21 protein-coding genes and 2 tRNA genes are annotated in these 26,544 nt (G+C 40.4%); 7 read left to right on the top strand and 16 right to left on the bottom strand.

Features of this window, described 5'->3' with window-relative positions; genetic code table 11:
* Positions 1 to 198: 198 nt before the first annotated feature.
* Positions 199 to 1,110, top strand: a complete 912-nt coding sequence (gene ispH / locus AS219_RS01725) for a 4-hydroxy-3-methylbut-2-enyl diphosphate reductase (RefSeq protein ID WP_067979267.1) — start codon at positions 199 to 201, stop codon at positions 1,108 to 1,110.
* A gap of 98 nt (positions 1,111 to 1,208) precedes the next feature.
* On the opposite strand, the gene AS219_RS01720 is transcribed toward ispH, so the two are convergent.
* From AS219_RS01720 to AS219_RS01695, 6 genes are all read right to left on the bottom strand, one after another.
* Positions 1,209 to 2,342: a phosphoglycerate kinase gene (locus AS219_RS01720; RefSeq protein WP_067979264.1), complete on the bottom strand. Its 1,134-nt coding sequence runs from the start codon at positions 2,340 to 2,342 to the stop codon at positions 1,209 to 1,211.
* A gap of 309 nt (positions 2,343 to 2,651) precedes the next feature.
* The gene (gap, locus tag AS219_RS01715; RefSeq protein ID WP_067979261.1) at positions 2,652 to 3,656 is read right to left on the bottom strand and encodes a type I glyceraldehyde-3-phosphate dehydrogenase; all 1,005 of its coding nucleotides are present in this window, start codon (positions 3,654 to 3,656) and stop codon (positions 2,652 to 2,654) included.
* A gap of 82 nt (positions 3,657 to 3,738) precedes the next feature.
* Positions 3,739 to 3,821: transfer RNA gene (locus tag AS219_RS01710), tRNA-Leu, on the bottom strand.
* Between the two features lie 6 nt (positions 3,822 to 3,827).
* A complete protein-coding gene (locus AS219_RS01705; protein ID WP_067979259.1) occupies positions 3,828 to 4,388 on the bottom strand; it encodes an NADH-quinone oxidoreductase subunit C in 561 nt (186 codons plus the stop codon).
* A gap of 15 nt (positions 4,389 to 4,403) precedes the next feature.
* Positions 4,404 to 4,868, bottom strand: coding sequence for a NuoB/complex I 20 kDa subunit family protein (locus AS219_RS01700; RefSeq protein WP_231861875.1), 465 nt, complete (start codon positions 4,866 to 4,868; stop codon positions 4,404 to 4,406).
* A gap of 236 nt (positions 4,869 to 5,104) precedes the next feature.
* Positions 5,105 to 5,572, bottom strand: coding sequence for an NADH-quinone oxidoreductase subunit A (locus AS219_RS01695; RefSeq protein WP_231861823.1), 468 nt, complete (start codon positions 5,570 to 5,572; stop codon positions 5,105 to 5,107).
* Positions 5,573 to 5,705: 133 nt separating this feature from the next.
* Between AS219_RS01695 and AS219_RS01690 the strand changes: the two genes are divergently transcribed.
* Positions 5,706 to 6,119 carry a hypothetical protein gene (locus AS219_RS01690; protein WP_231861822.1) on the top strand — a complete coding sequence of 138 codons (414 nt, stop codon included), beginning with the start codon at positions 5,706 to 5,708 and terminating at the stop codon, positions 6,117 to 6,119.
* Between the two features lie 318 nt (positions 6,120 to 6,437).
* On the opposite strand, the gene ftsA is transcribed toward AS219_RS01690, so the two are convergent.
* Positions 6,438 to 7,643 (bottom strand): cell division protein FtsA, encoded by a 1,206-nt coding sequence (ftsA, locus tag AS219_RS01685; protein ID WP_067979249.1) that lies wholly within the window; start codon positions 7,641 to 7,643, stop codon positions 6,438 to 6,440.
* Positions 7,644 to 7,717: 74 nt separating this feature from the next.
* The gene (ytpR, locus tag AS219_RS01680; protein WP_067979244.1) at positions 7,718 to 10,339 is read right to left on the bottom strand and encodes a YtpR family tRNA-binding protein; all 2,622 of its coding nucleotides are present in this window, start codon (positions 10,337 to 10,339) and stop codon (positions 7,718 to 7,720) included.
* Between the two features lie 287 nt (positions 10,340 to 10,626).
* Between ytpR and ftsH the strand changes: the two genes are divergently transcribed.
* Together ftsH and AS219_RS01670 are read left to right on the top strand one after the other, a co-directional pair.
* Entirely contained in the window at positions 10,627 to 12,537 is a 1,911-nt protein-coding gene (gene ftsH / locus AS219_RS01675; protein ID WP_067979241.1) for an ATP-dependent zinc metalloprotease FtsH, read from the top strand.
* On the top strand, positions 12,534 to 12,914 hold the full coding sequence (locus tag AS219_RS01670) for a DUF2628 domain-containing protein (RefSeq protein WP_067979238.1): 381 nt from the start codon (positions 12,534 to 12,536) through the stop codon (positions 12,912 to 12,914). The genes ftsH and AS219_RS01670 overlap by 4 nt, the downstream gene beginning before the upstream one ends.
* A 221-nt stretch (positions 12,915 to 13,135) precedes the next feature.
* Here AS219_RS01670 and AS219_RS01665 read toward each other — a convergent pair whose 3' ends face one another.
* Complete coding sequence (locus AS219_RS01665; RefSeq protein ID WP_067979234.1) at positions 13,136 to 15,391, bottom strand: NADP-dependent malic enzyme; 2,256 nt, start codon at positions 15,389 to 15,391, stop codon at positions 13,136 to 13,138.
* A gap of 522 nt (positions 15,392 to 15,913) precedes the next feature.
* Between AS219_RS01665 and secF the strand changes: the two genes are divergently transcribed.
* Positions 15,914 to 16,810, top strand: coding sequence for a protein translocase subunit SecF (gene secF, locus AS219_RS01660; RefSeq protein WP_067979232.1), 897 nt, complete (start codon positions 15,914 to 15,916; stop codon positions 16,808 to 16,810).
* A gap of 334 nt (positions 16,811 to 17,144) precedes the next feature.
* Complete coding sequence (locus tag AS219_RS01655) at positions 17,145 to 17,957, top strand: ComF family protein (RefSeq protein ID WP_067979230.1); 813 nt, start codon at positions 17,145 to 17,147, stop codon at positions 17,955 to 17,957.
* 186 nt (positions 17,958 to 18,143) lie between these two features.
* Here AS219_RS01655 and AS219_RS04035 read toward each other — a convergent pair whose 3' ends face one another.
* From AS219_RS04035 to AS219_RS01640, 4 genes are all read right to left on the bottom strand, one after another.
* Complete coding sequence (locus AS219_RS04035; protein ID WP_231861820.1) at positions 18,144 to 18,317, bottom strand: hypothetical protein; 174 nt, start codon at positions 18,315 to 18,317, stop codon at positions 18,144 to 18,146.
* The gene (locus tag AS219_RS01650; RefSeq protein WP_067980451.1) at positions 18,307 to 19,104 is read right to left on the bottom strand and encodes an exodeoxyribonuclease III; all 798 of its coding nucleotides are present in this window, start codon (positions 19,102 to 19,104) and stop codon (positions 18,307 to 18,309) included. Before AS219_RS01650 ends, AS219_RS04035 begins: the two co-directional genes overlap by 11 nt.
* A 259-nt stretch (positions 19,105 to 19,363) precedes the next feature.
* Positions 19,364 to 19,711 (bottom strand): histidine triad nucleotide-binding protein, encoded by a 348-nt coding sequence (locus AS219_RS01645; protein ID WP_067979227.1) that lies wholly within the window; start codon positions 19,709 to 19,711, stop codon positions 19,364 to 19,366.
* Positions 19,712 to 19,782: 71 nt separating this feature from the next.
* Positions 19,783 to 19,856: transfer RNA gene (locus AS219_RS01640), tRNA-Met, on the bottom strand.
* A gap of 345 nt (positions 19,857 to 20,201) precedes the next feature.
* Between AS219_RS01640 and AS219_RS01635 the strand changes: the two genes are divergently transcribed.
* The gene (locus tag AS219_RS01635; protein ID WP_082784578.1) at positions 20,202 to 22,046 is read left to right on the top strand and encodes a ribonucleoside-diphosphate reductase subunit alpha; all 1,845 of its coding nucleotides are present in this window, start codon (positions 20,202 to 20,204) and stop codon (positions 22,044 to 22,046) included.
* A gap of 73 nt (positions 22,047 to 22,119) precedes the next feature.
* Here the strand turns inward: AS219_RS01635 and AS219_RS01630 are convergent, their stop codons facing one another.
* The 3 genes from AS219_RS01630 to AS219_RS01620 form a co-directional block, all read right to left on the bottom strand.
* Complete coding sequence (locus AS219_RS01630; RefSeq protein WP_067979224.1) at positions 22,120 to 23,796, bottom strand: ABC transporter ATP-binding protein; 1,677 nt, start codon at positions 23,794 to 23,796, stop codon at positions 22,120 to 22,122.
* 76 nt (positions 23,797 to 23,872) lie between these two features.
* A complete protein-coding gene (gene sppA, locus AS219_RS01625; RefSeq protein WP_067979222.1) occupies positions 23,873 to 24,799 on the bottom strand; it encodes a signal peptide peptidase SppA in 927 nt (308 codons plus the stop codon).
* Positions 24,800 to 24,816: 17 nt separating this feature from the next.
* Entirely contained in the window at positions 24,817 to 26,541 is a 1,725-nt protein-coding gene (locus AS219_RS01620; protein ID WP_231861819.1) for a S1 RNA-binding domain-containing protein, read from the bottom strand.
* Positions 26,542 to 26,544 lie beyond the last annotated feature (3 nt).

Genomic DNA, 26,544 nt, shown 5'->3' with positions numbered 1-26,544 from the left:
GATACACTGCTAACAGCACTAAAAAGGCATCCGAGTCAAGTATATCTCTGTTTGAAACATTCACAAAGCCGGCCAAAGAATTTTACTTGGAGCATAATAATGCTAATACTAAAATGTACAGAGACCCTGTAAGAATTGACAAATTCCTTGCTGAGTGCTACCGGGTACACAGGCCATCGCTGTAAAGAAGAAACTAAGATGCAAATATTTATTGCCTCCCCCAGAGGCTTCTGCGCAGGTGTTGAACGTGCAATAGAAACAGTGGAGATAGCAATAAGAAGGTATCCAGAAAAAAAAATTTTCGTCTACCATGAAATAGTTCACAACTCCAGTGTTGTCCAGAATTTCGAAGCACAGGGTGTGACTTTTATAGAAGACATCACTAAAGTAAAACCAGAGTCAGTACTGATTTTCAGCGCACACGGTGTCTCTGAAGAGATTGAAAAATACGCACAGTCACTAGACTTAGTACTCGTAAATGCAACCTGTCCTCTGGTCTCAAAAATACATCGTGAGGTTCAGAGATTTGAAAAAGAAGGCTTTACTATTCTAGTTATAGGAAACAGAAATCATGCTGAAATAATCGGAACAGTCGGAAGAACCAGGGCACAAACTTACATTGTCCAAGAGCCCGAAGATATAGATAATCTCCCCACAATAGCTGGGAAATTAGCATACGTCACACAGAGCACACTTGCGCTTGAGTACGTGTCAACAATGATAAACAAGATAAAGAAAAAATTCCCAAATGTGGTGGGGCAGTCCGATGTATGCTACGCAACTCAAAACAGACAAGAAACTGTAAAAGCACTTGCAAAAAAAGTAGACCTAATGTTGATAATTGGCTCTACCAACAGTTCTAATTCAAGGAATCTAATGCGTGTTTCATCGAAAATATGCCAAAAAGCATTTCTCATAGATAATTACAATGAAGTCCAACTCGATTGGTTTAAAGGAGTGGGTAAAATAGGAATTAGCTCAGGCGCTTCAGCTCCAGAAATACTTGTGCAAGATCTTGTGTCATTTTTGAAAAAAAGCTTTCCTTCTACGGAAGTTTCAGACTTTAAATTCAAAAAAGAGAGAGTACAATTCAAGCTCCCGCATATATAGAGAAATGAGATGAAACTTCAACTCCTATCTGATTTATAGCGCTCCCGCCTTTGTTATCCTATATAACTTTATGCTTCCTATATACGTCCTCTTTCCAATTAACCAAGGTTATAGACCGTCTTGATGGCTTTTATCCCAGGAAGTGTACCCTCCTCCTGAAATTTAAGAAAAGCACCCCCAGATGTAGAAATATAGGAAAAACATGGCTCCTGAAGTGACTTAATTGCAGCTAAAGTATCGCCTCCTCCTATTATACTCTTGATATTCGCATTCTTTGTTAGGAAAGAAATAAATTGAGCTAACTCATTTGTACCAGCACAAAACGGTTCAAATTCAAAAGCACCAATTGGACCATTCCATAAAATCTTCTCTGCTTTTGAAAGGATGCTCTTCATTGCAATGAGCGATGCCGGCCCTATATCCAAAATCATTTCATCTTTAGGGATCATCCTGGCATCACTAATGTGGAAATTTCGATCCTCAACCCCACGTGAGGTAACGAAATCAAATGGTATAAAAAGTTCAGATAATGAAATATCACAGTGACAATCCTCACATACGGATCTACCTATGCTATACCCCCTAGAACGCAATATCACATTTACTAGAGCACCACCTAATATTACCATTTTTACTTTTTTCAGAAGACCTCGTATTAATGGAAGCTTCGTTGAAATTTTGCTACCACCAATCACTGCAACAGTACTCCTTGTAGCTGCACTGTCTAGCTCTTGATACTCCCGTAAAAATGCCAAACCCATAGCAGATGGAAGAAATTGTGGTAGTCCCACTATGGATGCGTGTTCCCTGTGCGAAACAGAAAAAGCATCATTTACATACACATCACCGTGTCTTGCAATGAGCATTGCAAATTTAGAATCGTTCTCCACCTCACCAGCAAAGAATCTTATGTTTTCTAAGAGTACAATCTCCCCACGTTTGAGCAGAAGTTCATCACTTGGATCCGGTACAACACGTATATTCAAGCCAGTAAACCGACAAATCTGTCCAATGATTCTCTCAAATGAGAATTTCTCCTTAGTAGCAGCAGTTGGTTTACCAAAATGAGAGAGCAATAATATACTGCAACCATTTTTTAAAAGTAGATTTATAGTTGGCAAAACCACCGCAATCCTAGAAAAATCAATTATTGAACCCTCTTGATTAACTGGAACATTAAAATCGACCCGAAGAACTACTCTGCAGTCTTTTACATCTTCTATATCAATCATTTACAGATAACTTGAAAACATTCATTACTATTTTGCGTCAGATAGTCATGTCACCTCTGCAGTGCTAAATGCAACTGCAATATTCCCATTGAAGAAAAGCAACCCATGCAATTACACCCACAAACCGTTCCCGTCAACATAACGAATTTTGACGCTGTAATACAGTATGTGACTTTCCAATCCAAACTAACTACATAAAAAGTATAGACACCAAAGTACCTGGAAGTATAAAAAAGATCTTTTTGCTACACCAGCGTACAGTAAAACCCATACTATTTCGCGAATTGCTGGAACAAAGATACAATAACCTTATAAGTGAGTACTAATAAATCTAGCTACATCTAACATACGTGCAGAAAAACCCCACTCGTTATCATACCAGGCACTCAAACGTAGCAACCCATCGCCGACAACATAAGTACCAGTAAGATCAACTATCGCACTATGGGAATCTTTATTAAAATCCACTGACACTAGTGGTTCAGCACAAGTTGAGAGAACACCACTTAAATAAGAAGATTCTGCTTTGATAAATGCATTGTTTACTTCATCAACAGTAACCGATCTAGAAGTAGTAACTGTCAAATCCACCATTGAAACATTGGGTGTCGGTACCCTGACTGCAACGCCATCAATTTTTCCATCCAAATCAGGGAATATTTTCCCTATAATCTTTGTCACCCCCGTTGTAGTCGGAATAATTGATGTCGCACAAGCCCTACCACGACGCAAATCCCTGTGACTATTGTCAACAACATTTTGGTCGTTCGTATATGAGTGTATGGTAGTCATAAAAGCAGCTTCAACACCAAAATTTTTATGTACTACTTCGATTAGCGGTACGAGACAATTAGTGGTACACGAACCGACTGAAATTATTCTGTCAGAAGGAGTGAAAGAATGATGATTCACCCCATAAATTATTATAGAATCAGCATCTGAAACAGGTGCAGAAACTAAAACAGCTTTAGCACCAGCTCGAAGATGACCCGACGCTTTAGCGTGAGAATTAAAAACCCCACTACATTCTAAAACGATGTCAACACCTATAGCATGCCAATCAAGAAGCGATATATCCGTCTGTCTAGAAAATCGAACTGGTACACCATTTAACATAGCGACATTGTCGCCAACTAAAGACATCGAACACTCAAATTTTCCGTGTACAGAATCATATCTCAAGAGGTGCAGACAATTCTCAACGGGGCTAGGCGTGTTTACTGCTACTATTTCTAATTCACCGCACGGAGAACCTATCAATATCCTCAAAATCGCTCTACCTATGCGACCAAAACCATTAATTGCTATTCTCATTTGTTCAACTGAGGTACAAAATCACGGAGCCAGGCGAAAAATCACAAAATAAAAAGGTCAGAAAATCCTGAAAAACTCTAAATACCCTTGACTGGATTTGAACCAGCACATCCGCGAGGATAGCAGATTTTGAGTCTGCCGCGTCTACCGTTCCGCCACAAGGGCACATAACTACTCTTTTTTCCCATCAAGTGGGAGATTTAAGTGGCCCGCTCCTTCCCATGGAGTAAGAGAATCGAACGACCTATAATCTTGAGAAAGATCAACCTTCTCATAAACAACTTCCTTCGACTCAAGATCGTACCTCACCTCCTTATAACCGGTAAGAGGAAAGTCCTTCAACATCGGAAAACCTTCAAAACCGTAGTCTGTAAGTATCCTACGAAGATCGGGATGACTTTCGAAAACCACACCATACATGTCATAAACCTCCCTTTCGAACCAATTCGCGACTGAAAAAATACCACAACATGTAGGAACCTTCTCAGAGACTGGATCTACACATACCTTCACGCAACACCTTCTGTTATTCTTTAAATCGAGCAAAAGGTAAACAACTTCAATTCTTTTTTCTCGCTCCAAGTAATCTATCCCAAAAATATCAACCAGCTGCTCAAAGCCACAGGAAGACAAATAAGAGATAAGCTCAACCAGGGACTCCAGGGAGGAACTAATAACACACTGCCCAGGTGCATTAATTAGAGCATCAACTTTACTTGTGTCAATAGCCATATTCGGTAAATCGGTTTATCTCCTGATAAAGTTTCTCTGACGGTTTATCTTTTTCTGAAGGCATAAAACACCATACAAAAGCGCTTCTGCGGTAGGTGGACAACCAGGAACATATACATCCACGGGTACAATCCTATCACAACCTCTCACGACGGAATAGGAGTAATGATAGTATCCTCCACCATTAGCACAACTTCCCATTGAGATTACATACTTGGGCTCAGCCATTTGATCGTACACCCTGCGAAGCGCTGGTGCCATCTTATTAGTCAGGGTACCAGCAACGATCATGACATCAGACTGCCTCGGACTCGGCCTGAAAATCATTCCGAATCTATCCATGTCATATCGACTAGCAGTAAAATGCATCATCTCAACCGCACAGCACGCCAAACCAAAAGTCATCGGCCACAAAGAACCGGATCTGGCCCAATTTATAAGGTCATCAAGTTTAGCAACGAGATAACCACTATTGTCCATACTAGGAAGAGTACCTACATCACTCAAACTATTTTTCATAATCTATCAAGTAATTAAGCAAAAACAGTCTAGCTTACTTTCACAAACTACTAAAACTGACGCAACTCCACCAGGAAAACAAAAACGACACTTACTCACGGCAAAATTACTAACATCAAAGCGCTACACAAGACGAACGAAAAAATCTCTGCACATAAAAAGATCTACCAACACAATAAATCTTTCAACCAGAGCATCTACCTCCAATCTAGTGCACCCGAAATAAACTCGTAAACAAAACCAACGGTCAGAATAGCAAGAAAGACTACCACTGAAACAAAAGCTGTAGGACCGAGCTCTCTAGCACTTACAGCCCATGGGAAAAGAAAAATTATCTCCAGATCAAAGACAATAAACAGTATCCCCACTAAATAAAATCGGACATTAAACCTTTCACCAGTGGAACTTAATTTGTCAAAGCCGCACTCGTAGCTATCGCCCTTATGCCTCTCATGCGAAGAAGGTGCAATAAAAACCGGCAAAATAAGCATCACACAGCTAATAAAGCACGCTACAACAAAAAAGAGGCCAATGAAGATATAGCCTTCCATTATCCACTTCCTTACGCCAACAGCTAAGGATTCTAACATCTTTGCAAGCACATAAATAGGGCCAGACAGTATACGTTTACGCTGTGCAACGGCAATTACATACAATTTGTTCACTACTCATTAAAGTGTGAACAGGATCGAACTCTCTTGCTTTAATGGAGAAATAGGTATATAATTTCCGCCATTAGTCTTATGCTTCTTAAGATTGGACTCCAAAACGCGATTTTTTTTTAGCATCCTCAGATGCGTGCCGGTCGTTCTTGAAGAGTATTTTGTCCCACTACTGGTTTTGACTATAAGGCTCTGGATGGTTGGGGTTTTTTTCTATTGCAGTCTCTCCGGATTGTCAAGCTTGTTGTCTCGCTTTCTGCTTGCTTTGTGTGAGTACAAATTTTCACTGTTAGGAAGTGTTCTATGGGCGGTTTTATGCACGGCGAGCGACTTTGTATCAGCGCTTTTAGTTGGCCTTGGGCTCCTAAGCAGAGTGGCCTCCTTTCACATGCTTGTTGCAACCACTATTGTTTATCTCTCCTATAGCTGTCTTTCGGAGTATTTTCATTTGCTGGTGGCCGGAAGCGTTCTTGCGCTTTTTGGATCTAGTTTTTCCCAGTTGCTTCTCTCAAGAGAAAAAGAAGCGGAACGCAGTTGTTTACTTCCGTAGACGCTATTTGCTCTTCGCAAAGTGGGTGATGTAAGCTCTGCTCAGCAGTTCGGGCAGTGTGCACCCCACGTGCAGATATAATGTTTATTCCTGGAACGGGTATCATACACCAAAATATGCGGCAATTCAGATCCTTACCACTATTTAACAACCTCTTGCGACAAACGTACGCAGGAAAAACCTCATATACCACTCATCATTAAACGTACAAAGCGTAAGGTCTAGATGAATTTGCCAAAAAATTATATAACGTGGTATCGCAGCATTAAGCGCAACCGATGCATGTAAATTCGCACTGGGAAAATGTAATACCCACTACTAGTCACCTTTAAGGTAAAAGGCGTTTAAAATTCTTCTTATATAACCCACCGATTTCTTTTCCAATGCTTCCTTGCGCAAATCAAGAATCATTGTTGCCAAACCAAAAATAGCACTGTATTCAGGCCCATAATGGGTATTACGCGCTTTCGTATTTCCATGAGTACGCACCTTTTTTGAGAAAACTTTTTCTGCTATGTGCTTAATATTCCCTATTTTACTACCGCCTCCAGTAAGCACAACTGTAGAAAAATTAACGTCTTTAACTTTCTCGTTGAGCAGCTCAAAAGTCTCCTCCAAACGGGGGATCACCATATCTGCAATTTCACGCATGCTAATTTCTTTAAGGTGTGAAACATCAGAAAAAAGAGAAAGATCTACGCGATTGTTCTCATTATTTTTATCCAAAAAAAGAGCTGCTCGGTCCTTTTTTAGTAGCTCTGCGCTTGAAACACCAATATTCAGTCCAAAAGCTATATCCTTACTAACGTGCGATCCACCAATAGGAACACCAGCAACATGACACACACGACCATCTTTGAAAACAGCACTAGTCGTTGAAACTGCACCCATATCGACGACAAGTGCACCAACTTCCTTCTCGTCATTGGATAACACAGAATAACCACCCGAATATGGAGCAAATGAGCACCCTAAAAATCTCAAATTGCACTGAGATATAAGATTCTCCAAATTGAGCATCATAGTTTTAATGCCACTCACAACATAAAACGACGCACTTAAGCATCTGCCATACATTCCAACTGGATTAGAAACACTCTGTACTCCATCTATAAAGCACTCTTGTTGGGACATGTGTATTATTGGAGTGCTCACTCTATCAGCAATTTTTTTCTTAATAAGCTCTACATCTGCAACAGAAATCTTCTTATCCTTGATTTCGATTTTTTCTCCATAATGCCTTCCAGCGATACTGGTGTCAGAAGTAATAACATACACATCATCTATTGCTTCATCTGACACTCTCTCAGCCGCCTCCAAAACATCTGTTATAGAGCGCTTCGCCTTTTCTATGTTGATTACAGCACCTCCCCTTATACCAACCGTAGGTACTTCGGCAGCACCAACCAGATCGAGCTCCCCGGAATTTGTGAACTTAAACGTCGCACATTTAAGCCTATCACTACCCAAATCAAGAATCGTAAAGCGCGCTCCATCGTGCAATGACTGCAATCTTATTTCCATACTCTACTAAAATTTATCTCAGAACCCCTGGTACCATATTTGAATTAACTTTACACTTAAGCTGCTCGAGGTATTCAACAACTCAAACGCAAGGTTCCTGAAAAGTTTTCCCCTATAAAACGTATAATTTGATCGCTGAGATCTTTGATTTCTTCCTGGGATAAACCATGTATTTGGTTTTCCATACTTACGAGAAAGGCTAATGATAACATCCGTTTTCCCTTGAAATCACCTTCATACTTATCAAAGAGAGTCACATTTTTGATGGAACCACTGATCAGGTGTAAACCCCTCTCAATATCACCCCAAAGTGGCACTTTGTCTAGATCAAATACGAAGGAAAAGTCCCTTTCGACAATCGGAAATCTGCTAAAAGTGTTTTCCTTCAATTGAAGACTGCAGGCAAGTTTGGCTAAAAATAACTCAAACACGATAATTTGCCTATTTGAAGCAACCCTTGGATGCAATTCACCTACAAAACCAACTTCTCTATCTTTAACTTTCACATTAGCCACTTTCCCAGGATGATATAAGGACGGCCCATCGCATTTTTCGAAAGAGTATCTCCCCTCTAAATCCAAAGAAGTTAGAAGTGCTTCTACATCGGCTTTTGCATCAAAAAAATCCATTTTATGGGCTTTTTCATGCACATTTCTCGGAAATGAGTCGCCACACACTAGTCCCACAACCATCATTTCCTCACGGATAGTTGAATAAATGTTACCTATCTCAAAAATCTTGATGATTTGAACCCCGTTTTTGATATTTCTTTGCGCAACTTCAACCAAGTTGGGAATGATACTAGGTCGCATAACATTGAACTCAGCACCTAGCGGATTTTTGATAAGCAAGACGTTTTCATCAGCAGAACACTTCTTCTCTGCCATGAACGGCCATGTTACCACCTCAGAAAATCCCCTGTTCAGTAATACTTCCCTAATTCTATCTTCCTTGGAAGTCTCGAAAATTACTGGAATCTTACTTTTCAGAGGGACACTGCGCAGTTGAGCATAACCATATACTCTAAGAAGCTCTTCAACTATACACGCCTGAGTGGTAATATCGTTGCGCCAACTAGGAGGAACAACTCTGAAAATCTGTAAATCCTCTTTTGAACCAATCCCAGACTCATCAGTTGGCATATTGGTGTCGCGCACAGACTCTTCAATAGCTAAGCTTTTTTTATTTCTAAGATCAGGATTTTCATAGTACAGTTCTTTTTGCATGCACTGATCCAGTATATGCACTGCAAATCCAAGTCTTTTAAGAATCTGAACTGCCTTATCTGAGTCGATCTCTATACCAGTAAGTTTGGTGAAAAATGATAAAGAAAAATCTATGAATTTTCTCTCATCTTTAGTGAAAAAACTCTCCATTTTCCCTTTTTTTCCGGCACAAACATCGGATATCAGCTGAGCAGCAAGTCCTAGTGCTTTTTCCGTAAAATCTGGATCTACGCCACGTTCAAATCGATAAGCAGATTCTGTACTGATTTTCATAGCCCTTTTTGTAGAAGCAACCATTACTGGATCAAATACCGCTGCTTCGATAAAAATATTGCGTGTCGATAATGTACAAGAGCTTAATTTACTTCCTATGATTCCGGCAACTGCCTGTAATTGCATATCTCGGTCCCTAATGATTATGGACCCAGCTGGTACTCGATACTCTTTATCATTTAAGGCAACAAAGTGGTATTCCTCATCTGATACAGATACTTGTAGAGTCTCACCAGCAATTTTATCCAGATCGTAAATGTGCAGCGGCAACCCATATGAGATCATTATATAGTTCGCTATATCTACGAGGGCGGAAATCGATTTTACACCTATTCTTTCCAGCTTACTCCTAAGCCACTCTGGAGAGATACAATTCGTTACATTTCTGACCACTAGTCCAGAAAATCTTCGGCAGGCAGTGGGGTTACAAACATTAAATAGAGTATCTGCATTACTTTCCGCATTCGTACTCTTCTTGAAGAGATTGTTAGCTAACTCGTCAATCATTGCATTGCTCTGAAGATCAACTATACGAGAATTAGACACGGTCCTATCGTGATTAGCTGTAACGTTCATTGCCTTACCAGAGTCCTGGCACACGTTTTCATAGTTAAATTCCGTATACAAGTCGTCAAAGGATGCTTTACACGTGTTAATGAGAACGCCATATCCTCCTGCAGCTAATTCCCTTGCTATGCCATGTACGCTTAATACATCGCCCCTATTAGGTGTAACAGCAATTTCAATGAGTGGATCGATTGTGAAAGTATCCCCCACTCTGTAATCATCAGAGAGCTCAATAATGCCCCCATTATCCTCGCCAGGGAGTCCTAACTCCCCAAGAGAACAGAGCATTCCTAGACTCTCGCATCCTCTGATTTTGCTCTTCTTAATTTTCATCATATTAGACGGTAGAACCGCACCGACCTGCGCAAGTACAACTTTAAGACCACCCCTCACATTTGGTGCACCGCAAACAATTTGTAGTTCTTGCACACCATCAAAAACCTTACAGAGACTCAATCTATCTGCCCCTGGATGCCTATTACACTCAGTAACTTGTGCTACGATAAAACCTCTCCCTATCGAATGACAATTTTCCACCTCAAAACCCAAAGATATCAGTGCTTCAACAATTTGCTCTAAAGAAAGTGTCGTATCTAGATGCTCTAATAACCATCCAAAAGTGAATTTCATAAACGGGAAAGGATAATAGAGCTATTAAGATAGCATGATATTGACACATTTATGAAAGGGTTTTTATGTCAAATATCACTCCATTGGACATACCGATCTGAAAAGTAGCCCTCTTTGTATGGAGAAATTGCTATAACACCAAAATTGACTATCACCCAAATCGATAAAGTTGCTTTGCACGTACAACTGCAGAGATTACGAGGAAAACCACGACACCAGTACAATTGATAAATAAGAGAAAAATTTTATAATCAGTGTTACGCCTTCCTTTTTAAGCCGAAAACTCGATGAAAAAATTTTTAGAAAACCTTTCTCTCTGGATGGGGATAATAATCCTTGTAACTCTTCTATTTGGACAGGTCGCACTGAACTTTGGTTTTGGAGTCAGAAACGAAAAAATTCAGTTTTCGGAATTTTTGGACCTCGTAGAGAAAGGAGAAGTACAAAAAATAGTAATAGAAGGCTATGACATATCGGGCGTATTAAAGAGTGGGACGCGTTTTTATACTAAGGCTACGCAGTACACCGAACTGATTCCACTTCTAAGAAAAAATAATGTTGACTTTCAGGTAGCTTCTGGAGACAGCTTCTTGGGTTTACTGTTCAACATTCTCATATCCTGGTTTCCAATGCTTCTTCTCATCGGTGTGTGGATCTTCTTTATGAAGCAGATGCAAGCCGGAGGTAACAAGACCATGACTTTTGGAAAATCAAAGGCAAGACTTCTTAGTGACAGGAGCAACAAAGTAACTTTCCATGATGTCGCAGGGATAGACGAAGCAAAAGAAGAGCTCGCCGAGATTGTTGAGTTTTTAAGAGAACCAAAGAAATTTCAAAAGTTAGGTGGAAAAATCCCTAAAGGATGTCTGCTAATAGGACCTCCAGGTACTGGAAAAACATTGCTAGCAAAAGCAATTGCTGGAGAAGCGAAGGTTCCATTTTTCAGCATCTCTGGTTCAGATTTCGTTGAGATGTTTGTCGGTGTTGGCGCAAGTAGGGTCAGAGATATGTTCGAGCAGGGTAAAAAAAATGCCCCATGCCTGATATTCATAGACGAGATTGATGCAGTTGGACGTCACCGCGGAGTTGGATTCGGTGGCGGCAATGATGAACGCGAACAAACTCTGAATCAGCTCTTAGTCGAAATGGATGGTTTTGAAGCAAATGAAGGCGTAATCATTATCGCTGCCACAAATAGACCAGATGTGCTTGACCCCGCGCTATTACGCCCAGGTAGATTCGACAGACAAATAACAATTTCTATTCCTGACATAGCAGGAAGACAAAAAATATTGGAAGTTCACTTGAAAAAGATTCCGACCGCGCCAAATGTTGAGGTTTCAATTATAGCGCGAGGTACACCTGGCTTCTCTGGCGCGGATCTTGCAAATCTAGTCAATGAGTCGGCTCTTATCGCAGCTCGCAGGAACAAGAAAGTGGTAACCAATGACGACTTTGAGTACGCAAGAGATAAAATACTCATGGGAATGGAGAGAAAATCTCTTGTCATGAGAGAAGAAGAAAAGTTACTGACTGCCTATCACGAAGCAGGACACGCTGTTACTAGCTTGAAACTTGAGGCATCAGATCCAATACACAAAGCAACTATTATCCCTCGCGGACGAGCTCTGGGACTCGTAATGCGACTTCCTGAACATGATCGTGTTTCCTTCACCAGAGCAAAGATGCATGCTGATTTAATTGTTGCAATGGGTGGAAGAGCTGCTGAACAGGTAATTTTCGGAGATGATAAAACAACCAGCGGTGCTGCTTCAGATATAAAACAAGCAACTAACCTAGCAAGATCAATGGTTACAAAGTGGGGAATGAGTGAAAAAGTCGGTCCACTTCTTTATGGTGAACAGAATGATCCAAATAATCATATCCTTTCAATTGAGATGTCTAATCTCATTGATAATGAGGTTAAACAACTTGTGACAGACGCCCTTAAAGAAGCTACTAGACTTCTCAATGAGAATTTAGACTCGCTCCATCGGATAGCGAAAGCATTGCTTGAATATGAAACCCTTACAGGAGAGGAATTATCAACCCTACTTGAAGGAAAGCCATTCCTCAAAAAGGCTTCTGATGATAAAAAGGTTGTTTCTAAATCCTCATTAGACGTTGAAGATGACAACGTAGACAGGGAAACACTAGAAAAATTGGAGTCAGATCTTGATACTGAAAACAAGGAATGAAGGCATTTTACGTTTACCATAAAATAAAGTCTAAAGCCTTGCTTCCAGAAAAGGCAGAGTTTGTTTACCTGAGCTCATCGTTTTCGTTTTCGGCATTTTTTTTCTCACATTTTTGGCTTGCTTTTCATCGGATGTGGGGTTTCCTGGCAATCTTCATGTTATTCGAGGTATTGGTGTACAAGATTTCAATGGTACTGGAACCATCAGCATCTTTTGTTTTGACAGGAATCCCCTCTTTCTTTTTAGGAACTTTTGCTCACCAAATAAGGGAGAAGCATTTACTAAGAAGTGGTTATAAATTGTACGCAATACTCATGGCAGAAAATATAACCGTCGCTCAGTTAAGACTTTTTAGAGAGATGGGACATTTTATTTAGATAAAAAAAGTCTCACCTATTCTCTCGAATAACCATTCCCCCAGAGGTGAGACAGACATTTATCATAGAAAAAACACGAAAAAGAACCGAAAGCGATGGGATCTTGTACCTACTGATTTTCCAATGTGTCTTTCTATTGCAGCAAAACCGGTTGACCTTATCCTATAAGCGCTCATGTGTTATGCGTAGTCAACTCTATAAGCCCGCAAATAAAGATCGACTTATAGGGAATTTGTCTTCGCAGCAATCAGAGCAAGATTTAGAATATCTGTAGCATCATTAGATGAACGCACTATCTGCACGGATCTTTTCAATCCAAATAATAGAGGCCCAATGACGCTTGTTCCCATAACTCCCCTGGAGAACTTACACACTGCATCAACAACTTCCACATTTTGAATGATAAGAACATTGGCGCGATCTGTAAGCCTAGAAAAAGAATAACGCTTTCTAGATTTTCCGTTTAAAGCTACATCAAGGTCCATCTCACCTTCGTATTCAAACGAAACACCAAAATCATCCAGTATCTCAATTGCTTCACGTGCTATTAGTGCACTCGTACTATCTACACTCCCAAAATTCGAATTTGCAATCACAGCAATCCTCGGAACACATCCCATACTTTTGACTATTTCGGCAGCCTTTATAGCTACTTCGGCAATATCCTCTGCATTTGGTGCATTATTAATACCAGCATCGCAGATAAAAAGGGTACCTGTATCAGTGACAATAATCGACATTTCAAAAACAACACCTGCAGCACCAACGATTGGCATAATACCCTTAAGACGATCCTCAGCATTACTGCATGTCAGGCCGGTGATCATTGCATCTCCATCATCAAGTGCAAGCATACAAGCGGCAAACACATCATTATTTGTGTTCACATCACTGACACATCTTTCATATGGAAAGCCCTTCCTTTTTAAGGTGCTATACATGTACTCCACGTACTCACCACTTCTCTGTGAAACAACTGCATTTGTCACTTCAAAACCTTCACGATTGCGAAGATTCATTTCATCCATTTTTGCCTCTATAACACTGCTTCTTCCGACAAGAATAGGGGTACCATACCCCATATCACGCCACTGAAGCGCAGCTCGAATGCTTTTAAGTTCCTCACCCTCTGCAAAAATGACGCGTTTTTTATTCTCCCTGAGCACACTGCTCACAACCCCGAAAAGGGTCGTTGCACCTGAAGCTAACCGTCTGATTAAATCATCCCTGTACGCATCAAAATCATGAATTGGTTTCTTTGCAACACCTGTCTCAACTGCTGCACGTGCAACTGCCGGAGCAATTTCGGCAATAAGGCGCTGATCGAAAGGTTTTGGAAGTATATACTCCTTACTGTACTGCATATGAGAATTCCCATAAGCATCCATCACTTCCATCGATATTGGTTTTTTTGCTATTGCAGCAATCGCATGCACAGCAGCAAGCTTCATTTCAGTATTGAATTTTCTCGCACCAACATCAAGCGCTCCCCTAAACAGATATGGGAAACACATAACGTTATTAATTTGATTATCGTAATCCGATCTGCCAGTTGCTATTATTGCATCCGGACGCGCCTTTTTTGCTAACTCGGGCTTTATCTCAGGATCCGGATTAGCCAAAGCAAAAATTATCGGATCCACATTCATTCCAGTTAACCACTCCGGCTTCAGAACGTCTGCAGCGGATAAACCAATGAATACATCTGCACCAACCAGCGCCTCCTCAAGCGTGTTCGCATCTACGTCAACAGCATAAAAAGCTTTTCGGTCACCTTCATGAAAATCTCTGTCTTTTTTAATAACACCACTTTGGTCACAGACCACTATGTCACTAACTCCGATCTTCCTCATTAACTCGATGCATGCTATACCCGCTGCGCCACAGCCGTTTACGACTACCTTAAGCTCTTCTACCTTTCTTTTTGTAATGTCGGCAGCATTTATAAGACCCGCACACACGATAATTGCCGTACCGTGCTGATCATCATGAAAAACTGGAACATCTAGCATTGCCGCTAGACGCTCCTCTATTTCGAAACATTCTGGTGACTTAATATCTTCGAGATTGATACCACCAAAAGTGGAAGCTATGTTCCTCACTGTAAGGATAAACTCCTCTATATTCTGGGTATCAACCTCAATATCGATTGAGTCTATATCAGCGAACTTTTTGAATAGTACAGCCTTCCCCTCCATGACAGGTTTAGAGGCCATCGCTCCAAGATTTCCCAAACCAAGAACAGCCGTTCCGTTTGAAACAACTGCAACCAAATTACCCTTAGAAGTGTACTTATATGCATCCAGAGAATTTTTCTTTATCTCCAAACATGGATAAGCCACCCCAGGGGAGTAGGCAAGCGATAAATCTTCCTGCGTAAGAAGAGGCTTTGTGGCATGAACCCCTAATTTACCAGGCCTGCCCTTAGAGTGATACCGCAACGCTTGTATACCAAGATCGTCTCTTTCCTCTTCCATAGCTCAATGTACATAGATCACACCAATTTATAGCATACAAGATATTCTCTTGGAATAAAGAAAGCGTTCTGTATACCTCAAATGGAACGCATCTTTTACTATAGGAATTACATTACATTCTAGAGAAAACTCCACCGCATCAAAAGCTAAATTTAGCTTCACGGATAAAACGAATATATCTGGTCCATCCAAAATCTGGGATACAAAGATAAATCATATGAAGTTAAAAACGGGATAAAATCTAAGCATCTGTTTTTAGACACTGAATCAGATACGCACTGTCACATGAATGAGAGAACACAAGCAAAAAAAGGTGAGGCAAAGCGCAACATCTCAACCAAAATCTTAAATAAGAACTGTACTATTGAACCGGAAGTTTCATCACATTCTTAGATTGGCATAAACAAGCAGAGCACTAATTCGATTTAGGTGAGGCAAGATTTTCATTATGTGCGCCTAACGTAGCGTGAATTTGCAATTTGAACACATCGGTAATAGTATTTCTGTTTTTGGATATTGTAGGTGAGATTCATCATAAGCAGCCTCTTAGATGAATGCAGTTTTGACTTTGCTAGGTATAAGAAGGTCGCCTTCTTCATAAGTTCGATTCTGCTTGTGTCAACATTCATATCTCTTGAAACGAAAGGCTTGAGCTTTGGCATTGATTTCACGGGTGGGATGGTTCTCGAAGTATATTCTGAGAAAAGCATTGATATAACACAGCTCAGGGATGATTTCTCGCAAAATCAGAGTTTACCTACAGCATCTATGCATTATTTAGAAGACCAAAATCACTTAATGATAAAAGTGCGGTCGCAAGATTTTCAGGATGGCCTAGCGAAAATAAAAGCCTTTCTCAAACCGTATAACTTTCGCTACGACAAAATAGATTGTGTGGGCCCACAAATAAGCAAGTCTTTAATATACAGGAGTGGTATAGCAATTGTATTGTCGGTGCTTGCGATGTTTGTATATTTGTTTTTTAGGTTTACCCCTGCTTTTGCGCTATCCGGTGTGCTGACGACGTTGCACGATATTGCTTTACTTGTATGCCTCTATTCTGCTTGCGAATTGGAGTTCAATACTTCTTCAGTGGCTGCAGTGCTCGCGATAGTTGGATATTCTATAAATGACTCCGTGGTTATTTTCGATAAGTTACGTGAGAACACTGGCATAAAAAACATAACCAAGCGCATTAATGTAAGCGTTAATACTACACTATCTAGAACAATCCTCACATCTGCAACGACAATGCTTGCAATAGCTCCGGTAGCATTCCTCTCTAGTGGAGATATACAAGTTTTTTCCTTAATAATACTGGCTGGTATAGCTATAGGTACTTATTCCTCGATTTTCATTGCGGCACCGCTAGCACTTCTAGGAAAGAATGCACGTGAAGTGACTCATGAGAATGCGTAACTCTAGATATAATGAACTCTGCGTAGCTCGCTGTATTAGGCTGGAAAAGTCGGCATCTTATAAATAAATTTTCATTACGACACCGCTAGCACTTCTAGGAAAGAATGCACGTGAAGTGACTCATGAGAATGCGTAACTCTAGATATAATGAACTCTGCGTAGCTCGCTGTATTAGGCTGGAAAAGTCGGCATCTTATCAATAAAGATAGCGGGCCAAGTGCTGTACATGTGAGACTATTTTCAACGCAATCAGCTGAAGTAGATTCTTGCCTTTATAATAATTTCTTAAACAATAAAGGAAGGCTTTAAGAGACTCATATTACTGTTATAAGCTATGAAACTCTTTAGTGAACGGTTCTTGCTTATCTTGAGCAACCTATACAAAAACCAACGATTGATCTCAAAACAAAATAGCTTTAAAAAAGCTCTGAGAGTAATAGAATCCACTTTTAAAAGCTTTCTTGCATTTCTTTTCCCAGATTGCTGCATAATCTGTTCCAGCAAAGAAGAACTGGCAGAATATGGTATGTGTAAACCTTGTAGAAACGAAGTTCATCTCTTGAAGAATCACTTACACTGCTATTGTTGCGGTAGAAAGATGAAGACTTCAAATTTATGTATCACATGTGCCGCATCAAAACCTAAGTTTGACGAAGCAAAAGCTGTATTTGTCTATAATGCTTACATTTCAGTGTTCATACAAAAAATAAAATTTCATGATGGGACATTTATAGCAAAATCTTTGGCAAAAATGATCCTGCAGCATTTTAAGGAAGATCTCGAAAAATGTGATTTTATCATACCGGTACCGATACACCGCGCTAGATTGCTTCAAAGACAGTACAATCAATCAGCATTGATCGCTATGCAACTGGCAAAGTTAATACACGTAAAAGTGCGACTAGATGTCCTCCACAAAATAAGAAACACACCACCACAACTTAACCTTTCTACATATCGACGAAAAACAAATCTACAGGACGCATTTAGAATAGGAAACCATGCTGCCCTCAAGGATGCGTCCATCATCTTACTTGATGACGTTATAACTACGGGTGCTACAGTTTCGTGTTGTGCAGAGGCGCTTTTGGAATATCATCCCAGAAAAATAGTGGTTATTGCCATAGCAAGGTCGATCCTGCATTAGGAAATATCTAAAGGACATAGGGTTTCCAATTACCCTACAAAAATCATTCCTTGATAGCAAAAAGTTCACCTGCTTGCGCCACATAAAAACAAAGCGCAGAACTCCATAAAAAGTGTTTATTCAGTTTACGAAAAAACAAATCGCTACTTATTAAAACAATGCTAAAAATGACTCTGGCTATATTTCTCAGAACCCATCAAGGACACACACCACAGGAACATGATCAGAAGGCCTTGCTATGTGACGTAGTTCTTTCAATATATAGCAATCTAAAAGATGATCCATACCTTCGGCAGAAGCAAGAATATGATCTATCCTCATTCCTTCATTTTTCTGTAATCCACCATTCTCAGAACCCATCAAGGACACACACCACAGGAACATGATCAGAAGGCCTTGCTATGTGACGTAGTTCTTTCAATATATAGCAATCTAAAAGATGATCCACACCTTCAGCAGAAGCAAGAATATGGTCTATCCTCATTCCTTCATTTTTCTGTAATCCACCACCTCTGTAGTCCCACCAACTAAACTCTTGTTTAGTTGGGTATTTCATTCTAAACGTATCAAATAGTCCAAGATTGAGTAACTCCCTGAGTTTGCTACGCTCCTCAATATGGAAGCCTGTACATCCATCGAGCTTAACAGAATCATACACATCTATATCTTCTGGTGCGGCATTCATGTCACCGCCTAAGAGTAGGATCTCACTATTCCCTAAAAGGTAGCCGTGGATCCTTTTAGCAAGTGCATCATGGAATTGCATTTTGTATTCGAAGCGCGGTGAACCTGCTGCTTGGGCATTAGGTACATACACACTTATTAACCTTACACACTTACCACAAAAACTTATCACTCCTTCTATATATCGCGCTTCATCATCCTTATAAATCTCATCCGAGATCTTGGTAATTGGCAATCTAGACGCTATCGCAACCCCGTTATAGCCCTTTTGACACTTTAAGATCACGTTATAGGAAAGATCGTGAAAAATGTGTAATGGAAAATCACTCTCCTGACACTTAAGCTCCTGTAGAAGAAGCACATCAAGATCCTCTGAAACAAGAAAGGCTGAGACAGCCCCGGCACGTTGCCTTATAGAATTAACATTCCAGGTAGCAACTTTCAGTATCCTATGAATATTCAAAGGCGGAATAAGAGACAAAGAAAGTCAAGATTGTACATGAGCCTTGCAAATGCAGCAACTAGACCGGTTTACCACCCGGCAAACTAAACCTTGCAGCTTTACAATCACCGCAACTATTGCAAATGACACCACCAAGAACAAATCAGGCAAAGCTACTAAAAGCAACTTTCTATGTTTTTATTTTTAAAAGAATCGCCTAACCCGGCACCTGAAAAATGTGCGGATTGAGAAAATTTAGGTGGCTCCATATCATGAGTAGCTAAGCTACATCAGACATTTGCTTGCCAGCCAAAATATGCACATGAAAGTGTTTTACTATTTGACCGCCATCTTCACCATGATTTGTAACAAGTCTGTATCCAGCTTTCTTCACACCTAAAAGGTCAGTAACATGAGCAACCTTCGAAAAAAAAGAAGCAACCCCAACTGGCGACGCCGATATAAAATCATCAAAAGAAATGAACTGCCCTTTCGGTATTACAAGGACATGTATTGGAGCCTTAGGAAATGCATCATAGAAAGCAAGAACCTCATCATCTTCATAGACAACCCTGCAAGGTAACTCCCGACGCAATATCTTCGCGAAAACATTCTGTTGATCGTACATATACCCAAAACGAAAGAGAGGAACGATTTAGCTACTATGGGAAAAAATAGCTAGACTTCTAAGGAAACAAGTTGCGGAAGCTGGATTTGAACCAGCGACCTTCAGGTTATGAGCCTGACGAGCTACCAAACTGCTCCATTCCGCGGTAGTGCACATCACGGCGATTATCTCTCATAAGTGATTAGATTGTCAACAGTAATAACTATTCTTCAATAATAATTTTTGCGTAGCACATCAATCAATTTTCCTTTAGACACACTGCTTATTTAAGCTCAAATTGCTAATCTTTATAGAAGAAAGAAACAAAATAGTTTGATATGTGCGTCGCTTCAGATGACAAACACACTCTCATGCTACTAATTTTTCATGCTTACCCGATATTGATTTCCATTATAAATATGGTAGGATTTGTCGATCCTTTCACTATATGTAGACTTTATGACCATGTACGTCGTTACGGAACTGGTCTGGGGAAATGATGTCACCTCGTATGAACAAAGAAGTTAAAACACTAGATTCTTCTGTACTTTCTCGTTGTAATCATGGTGCTCCAGACGAGAAAAAAGTCCGTGTAATGCCCTCAAGGGATTCTTTTCTTACAGATTTCGGAAAAGCAGTTCTCAAAGATAGGTATTTACAGAATGGTGAAAGTTATCAGGACCTTTTTGCAAGAGTAGCTCAATATTACTCTGATGACCAAAAACATGCATCTAGATTGTATGACTATATAAGCAACTTATGGTTCATGCCTGCTACACCTATTCTTAGTAATGGTGGTACAAGTCGTGGGCTCCCTGTTTCGTGCTTCCTCAATGAAACTGAAGACTCATTAGAGGGAATTGTCGGGCTTTGGAATGAAAATGTGTGGCTCGCATCACATGGTGGTGGAGTTGGAAGTTATTGGGGGAACTTACGCTCAATAGGAGAAAGAGTGAAATGTAGTGGCAAGACTTCGGGAATTATTCCGTTTATTGTTGTACAAAATGCACTAACTCTTGCGATATCGCAAGGTTCACTTAGACGCGGAAGTTCAGCCGTTTACTTACCAGTAAACCATCCGGAAATCGTTGAATTTATAGATCTTAGAAAGCCAACGGGTGGCGATCCGAATAGAAAAGCACTTAACTTGCATCATGCAGTCGTCATAAATGACGATTTCATGAAAGCTGTCCTTGAGGATAAAGAGTGGAATCTTGTCAGTCCAAAGGATGGTTCCGTTATAGCAACGGTCGGAGCAAGGGGTATATGGATAAGAATACTCACAGCCCGTCTCGAAACCGGTGAGCCGTACATTCTCTTTATTGACACGGTCCAAAAACTAAGGCCTGACGTGTACAAAACTCTTAATCTTGACGTCAAAATGTCAAATCTGTGCAGCGAGATAACACTTACAACTGGTAAAGATCACCTCGATAATCATAGAACTGCTATTTGTTGTCTTTCTTCCCTAAATCTAGAAAAATTCGATGAATGGGAGCATGATGACCAGTTCATACGCGATGTGATGCATTTCCTGGACAACGTCCTGGAGGACTTTATTAGAAAAGCACCTGATTGTATGCACAGAGCAAAATATTCTGCTATGCGAGAAAGAAGTATAGGCTTGGGTGTAATGGGATTCCACTCCTTCCTACAAAGTAAGAGTATTCCTTTCGAATCGGCAATTGCAAAAAGTGTTAACTTGAAAATTTTTAAAAAAATCAAACACGAAACAGATAAGATTTCAAAGGAAATGGCGCTAGAAAAGGGTCCTTGCAAAGATGCAATGGATTGCGACGTGATGGAGCGATTTGTCCATAAGATGGCCGTTGCACCGACTGCATCCATTTCGATCATTGCGGGCAATACTTCTCCAGGTATTGAACCATACGCAGCAAATGTTTTCACACAAAAAACTCTAAGCGGGTCTTTCGTTGTCAAGAATAAGAATCTAGTTGCCTTGCTCCGACGCAAGGGTAAGGACACGGATGGCGTATGGTCTTCTATTATTTCTAATGAGGGCTCTGTACAGCACTTAGACTTTCTCGATGAAAACGAAAAGATGGTTTTCCGAACAGCATATGAAATGGATCAACGGTGGATTATTGAACTCGCCGCTGACCGTACACCTTACATATGCCAATCCCAATCGGTAAATCTGTTTTTACACTCTGATATACACAAAAAAGAACTAAGTAATCTACACTTCCTCGGATGGAAAAAAGGCCTAAAAAGCCTCTACTACTGCCGGTCGAAGTCCATACAACGTACATATAAAATATCACAGGAATATAAACATAAAAGTGATAGTTCTTCTCCTGTTGGTGGACCAGATGATTGCATAGCGTGCCAATAGCTCACGCTATAGAGACCCCTATCTAAAAGAAGATAATTACCTCAAGGTTGGGCTTTTTTTGTGCACATAAAAGCTACTCTTCCGCCATCTGCTTATAAAACGTGTTGCTGGCAAGAAGTTCATCGTGTGTTCCCACAGCGGTCGCCTTTCCATTTTCTATAACAATTATCTTATCCGCACATTTAATGCTGGAGAATCTATGCGCGACAATAATCACTGTCTTATCACGTGACGTATTCGAAATGACGGCTTCTATCGCCTTTTCATTTTGTGTATCTAAAGAAGATGTTGCTTCGTCAAGTAAAATTACCTGCCTGTCAGCAAACAGTGCTCTAGCAATATTAATACGCTGTCTTTGTCCCCTAGAAAGGTCTGTAACATGTGTATCTTTAGGTAATTGATGGATATTTGCAGCCATACACACACCTTTATATCGGGCTTCTTCTTTCTGCTCTATTGAAGTTTGCATACAAATATTTTCCATGAGATTTCCGGAAACTATGCTTAACTCTTGTGGAACCCATGCAAAAAGTCCTCGAACAGAAGCAATAGATAATTCAGAAACCGGAATATCATTAATGCGTATGCTGCCACTACAAGCAGTATAAAACCTTAAAATAAGAGAAAAAATTGTACTTTTTCCTTTTCCAGAAGCACCTATAACGGCTACTTTTTCCCCGCGATTTATAGTGAAATTAAGCCCTTTAAAAACAGCATCTGTGCCATCAGCGGTGTACGAAAAGCCCACATCTTTAAATTCGAGCTTTTCAAAACGCTTCAATTTCTTTCCGACTTCCTCTTCCTCACTTGAAGCAAGAATGGTGCTATATAAATTCTCAACCCTGGTGCGTACATTAAAGAACTGTCGTAGATCCGGATAAAGCTCCATGATCCTCCCTATAGAACTAGATCCAAATAACGCATAAAAAACGAATTCAGAAAGAGTAACAATGTTTATTTCACCTGAATAGACGGACCCTAGACCAAAATTCATAAAAAATACGGTTCCTAGGAAGGCAAGCGCAACAACGATACCTACAAGAAAAGAACGTGTGATCACATACTGAATGAAGCTACCTGAACATCCCTTAGATAAACCCTTCAATCTTTCCAAGAAGAATGCTTCTTTTAAAAAGGACTTTATCATTTGAATATTAGTGATATTTTCTCTGAGCTCAGCATAAAAATTATCAGTTTTATCTGCGGAAAGAGAAGATAATTTCTTTGCTCTTGCACCAACCAATAAGAGCGGCACTAGAAGAACAGGAATAGCCAGAATGAGATATACGAAAAGCTGCCTCTCTGTATAGAAAAGCGCAATGAGTGATCCAAGAAAAGTAATTAGATTCCTTAGTAAAACCGGCGCTGCAGAACCAAAAAAATTCTGCAAAAATGTCATGTCAGAACCGAGAATGATTGGAATCTGGACAGAATTAGATTTAATTGTCTCAATCTTTGCCCCCAAGAGGGCTTCATATAAATCAAGTAGCACACCCTGTACCACTTTCATTCCAAGCAACCCGGAAAAAATACTACGAAGTGCAACCGTTAAAGAAAGAAAAAGTGCAAAGAGGATAACTCCAAGAGATAGCGTACTAGGAACCTGCTCCACTGCAAAAAGCTGAACGAAATGCCCAATAACCTTTCCCAAACCAAGAGCAGCACATCCAGATACAAAAACCATGAAGAAAGATAAAAAAAGCAGAAAACCCGCTTTTTTCAAATGAAACCACAAGATACCACTATGCATAACTTAAATGAAATGTAGAAACGACAAAATCAATATAAACAGAAAAGCAGGAAGTAGCAGGTAAAGAGAAACCAAGCTAACTGTAGGCACCCTGAAAAACAGCAAGAAGCCCTGGGGAATACAAGTAACGGAAAAACTCATTTAAAACAGAAAGATAAGAAGATTGAGGAATATCATTCACACGAAAACTCCTACTTGAGATAAATCCAAGATCACGTATTTTCCCCGTAATCCCTCTCTCCTTTAGCCACGCTATTGCATCTCTCTCGTCACCTATCTTGTCAATGAGCGCAAACTCAAGCGCTTCCTTGCCAGTGAAAATCTTTCCTGTCGCAATCTCTGACATCACGCGCGCGTCTGTAATCTTTCTACGCTCCCGTACCATAGACAAAAAGTGTTCGTTAGCGACGCTGATAGAGTGCTCCATCGCTGATCGCGCCTCTTTCGTGAATTCTTCTAAAACAGATGGGAAAGCTTTCAACCTTCCAGAGCGAACAACATCCATTTTTACCCCAATTTTTTTTCCGACTTCATAAAAATTCGGGGCTTGTAATATCATACCGATCGAACCAATAATGCTGGAATTATATGCAATGATGTATTCAGCACCCATTGCTACCATGTATGCACCAGAGGCCATTATTCCGTTTGCCACAACCACAACTGGTTTGAGCTCAGACACACTCTTGACGACGTTGTAAAGTGCTTCAGAAGGAACAGCTCCTCCACCTCCACTGTCTATATGCAGGATCACCGCTTTTATTTTAGGATTGCTTGCAAAAGAGGCGAACTGGCTATTTCTTACAGTGTCCTGATCGATAATCCCAGAAAAAACTACCCTTGCTATGTATGGAGTAGAAAAACTATCGAAAAAGCCACCACGAAAAGAAGAACCTAGAACAACTAGAAGGGCACCAACCACCACAAACGTGATTACCTTCCAAAAAGTCAATCTCTTCCTCAGGCTAAGATTCTCGACAAACGCATCACCCAAAAAATTCATGTACTAACGACCACCCCTCACTCTTCTTCTCCAGAAGGAGCTCCACTAGCCTTCTCATCTGTGATAATCTCCAGCTTAACCGAATAACGATCTTTACTACACACGACAAAGGAAACGTGCTGCCCGACAGTAAGACGACTTACGTCAGACTGCGCCGTGAAGAACTCCAAACCTTCTCTGACCTCGATATAAATACCATCATCCTCTACTCGTATTACTTTTGCATTAATTATATCACCTTCATTCACCCTAGAGACGAATTCTTCAAAAGGATCGTACTCGACATATTTGATGTTAAACATCACACGACCACGATCGGGATTTACATGTACCAGCTTCGCATCGACTTCATCGCCGATAGTAAACCGCTTCAATTCTTTTCTAGGATTTTGTGACCAACTAATGTTCGCAAGCCTCACATATCCCCTGACGTATGAGTATCCAGAATCAAGAAGTGTTAGCACTATTCCAGAATCAGTTATCTCGACAACCTTACATTTCACGACAACACCCAGGCCATATGCATCCAAGAACCTCTTCCACGGGTTCTCACTACATTGCTTCACGCTAAGTGCAATCTTATGACCCTCTTCATCAACTGAGAGGAGCATAACGTTCACCTTGCTATTGGGTAAGAATAACGGCTTTTCCCTAGTCCAAGAGATTTCACCACTATGCACCAATCCTTCTACACCCTCCTCTAACCTGACGAAAATACCGTAATCCTCAACAGAAGTCACAACTCCAGGATACACGTTCCCCGGAGTATACTTTTTAGAAATATCCTTCCATGGATTCTCAGTAAGTTGCTTCACACCAAGCGATATACGACCCTTTTCGGCATCTACAGCAATCACCTTCACACGGACCTCTTGCCCAACAGAGTAGATCGAAGACGGATGAGTGACACGCGCCCAAGAAATATCATTCACATAAAGAAGACCATCAACGACACCAACTTTGTCAGACTCGTGTATCTGTACAAAAACACCATAGCTTGCAATGCTCTTAACACGGCCATCGATGATATCACCTTCTTTGATTGTCAAAATATACTCTAAACGAGCGGCTTCATGTACTGCGCCAAGCGCTTTTTTCCTAGAGACAAAAATCTTTCCAGTTTTTGGATCCATTTTCAGAATCCTAAACTTCAACTTCACTCCCACGAGAGTTGCCGGATCAGAGACCGGTCTTACATCTAGGTGGCTGTTTGGTAAAAAAGCATTCAGCCCTTCAACTTCAACAATGCAACCACTTTTGATCGTATACAGGATCACTCCCGTTATATCTTCATCGGAGCCACTGAGGTACATTTCGTAAAGCCTGTCCCAGACCTTTTGTTTTAGTGCTTTGGTATAACTCAGGACAAGGTTACCACTACCAGTCTCTGTCTTTTCAACGTACACAACAATTTTAGAACCCACCTCCAGTGTACACAAATCGTGGAACTGCTGGACAGGAATTTTTCCCTCTGATTTAAGACCTAGGTTTACTAAAACAAAGTGCGGACTTATGGATTTCACTATGCCCTCAACCATGTCGCCCTCTTTTATCAGAGAATCCGAGAACCGCTCTTCGAGAACTGTAGTAAAATCTTCCTCATTGTAATCAGGAACCTCTGAGTAAAATCTTTTTTCAGACGCTTTATTGGTGGTAATGTAGAATTGCTGTTTATTCATGGCTGAGTGTATACTACTTCGCTCCTGGAGGGTAAAGCTTGATGATAATACAAAAGACTCCAAAGA

Origin of the sequence: Neorickettsia sp. 179522 (genome assembly GCF_001593535.1) — a bacterium.
GTDB classification, from domain to species: domain Bacteria; phylum Pseudomonadota; class Alphaproteobacteria; order Rickettsiales; family Anaplasmataceae; genus Neorickettsia; species Neorickettsia findlayensis.
Note: the sequence above shows the minus strand (reverse complement) of the source record. Positions and strands in the feature narration are given on the sequence as shown.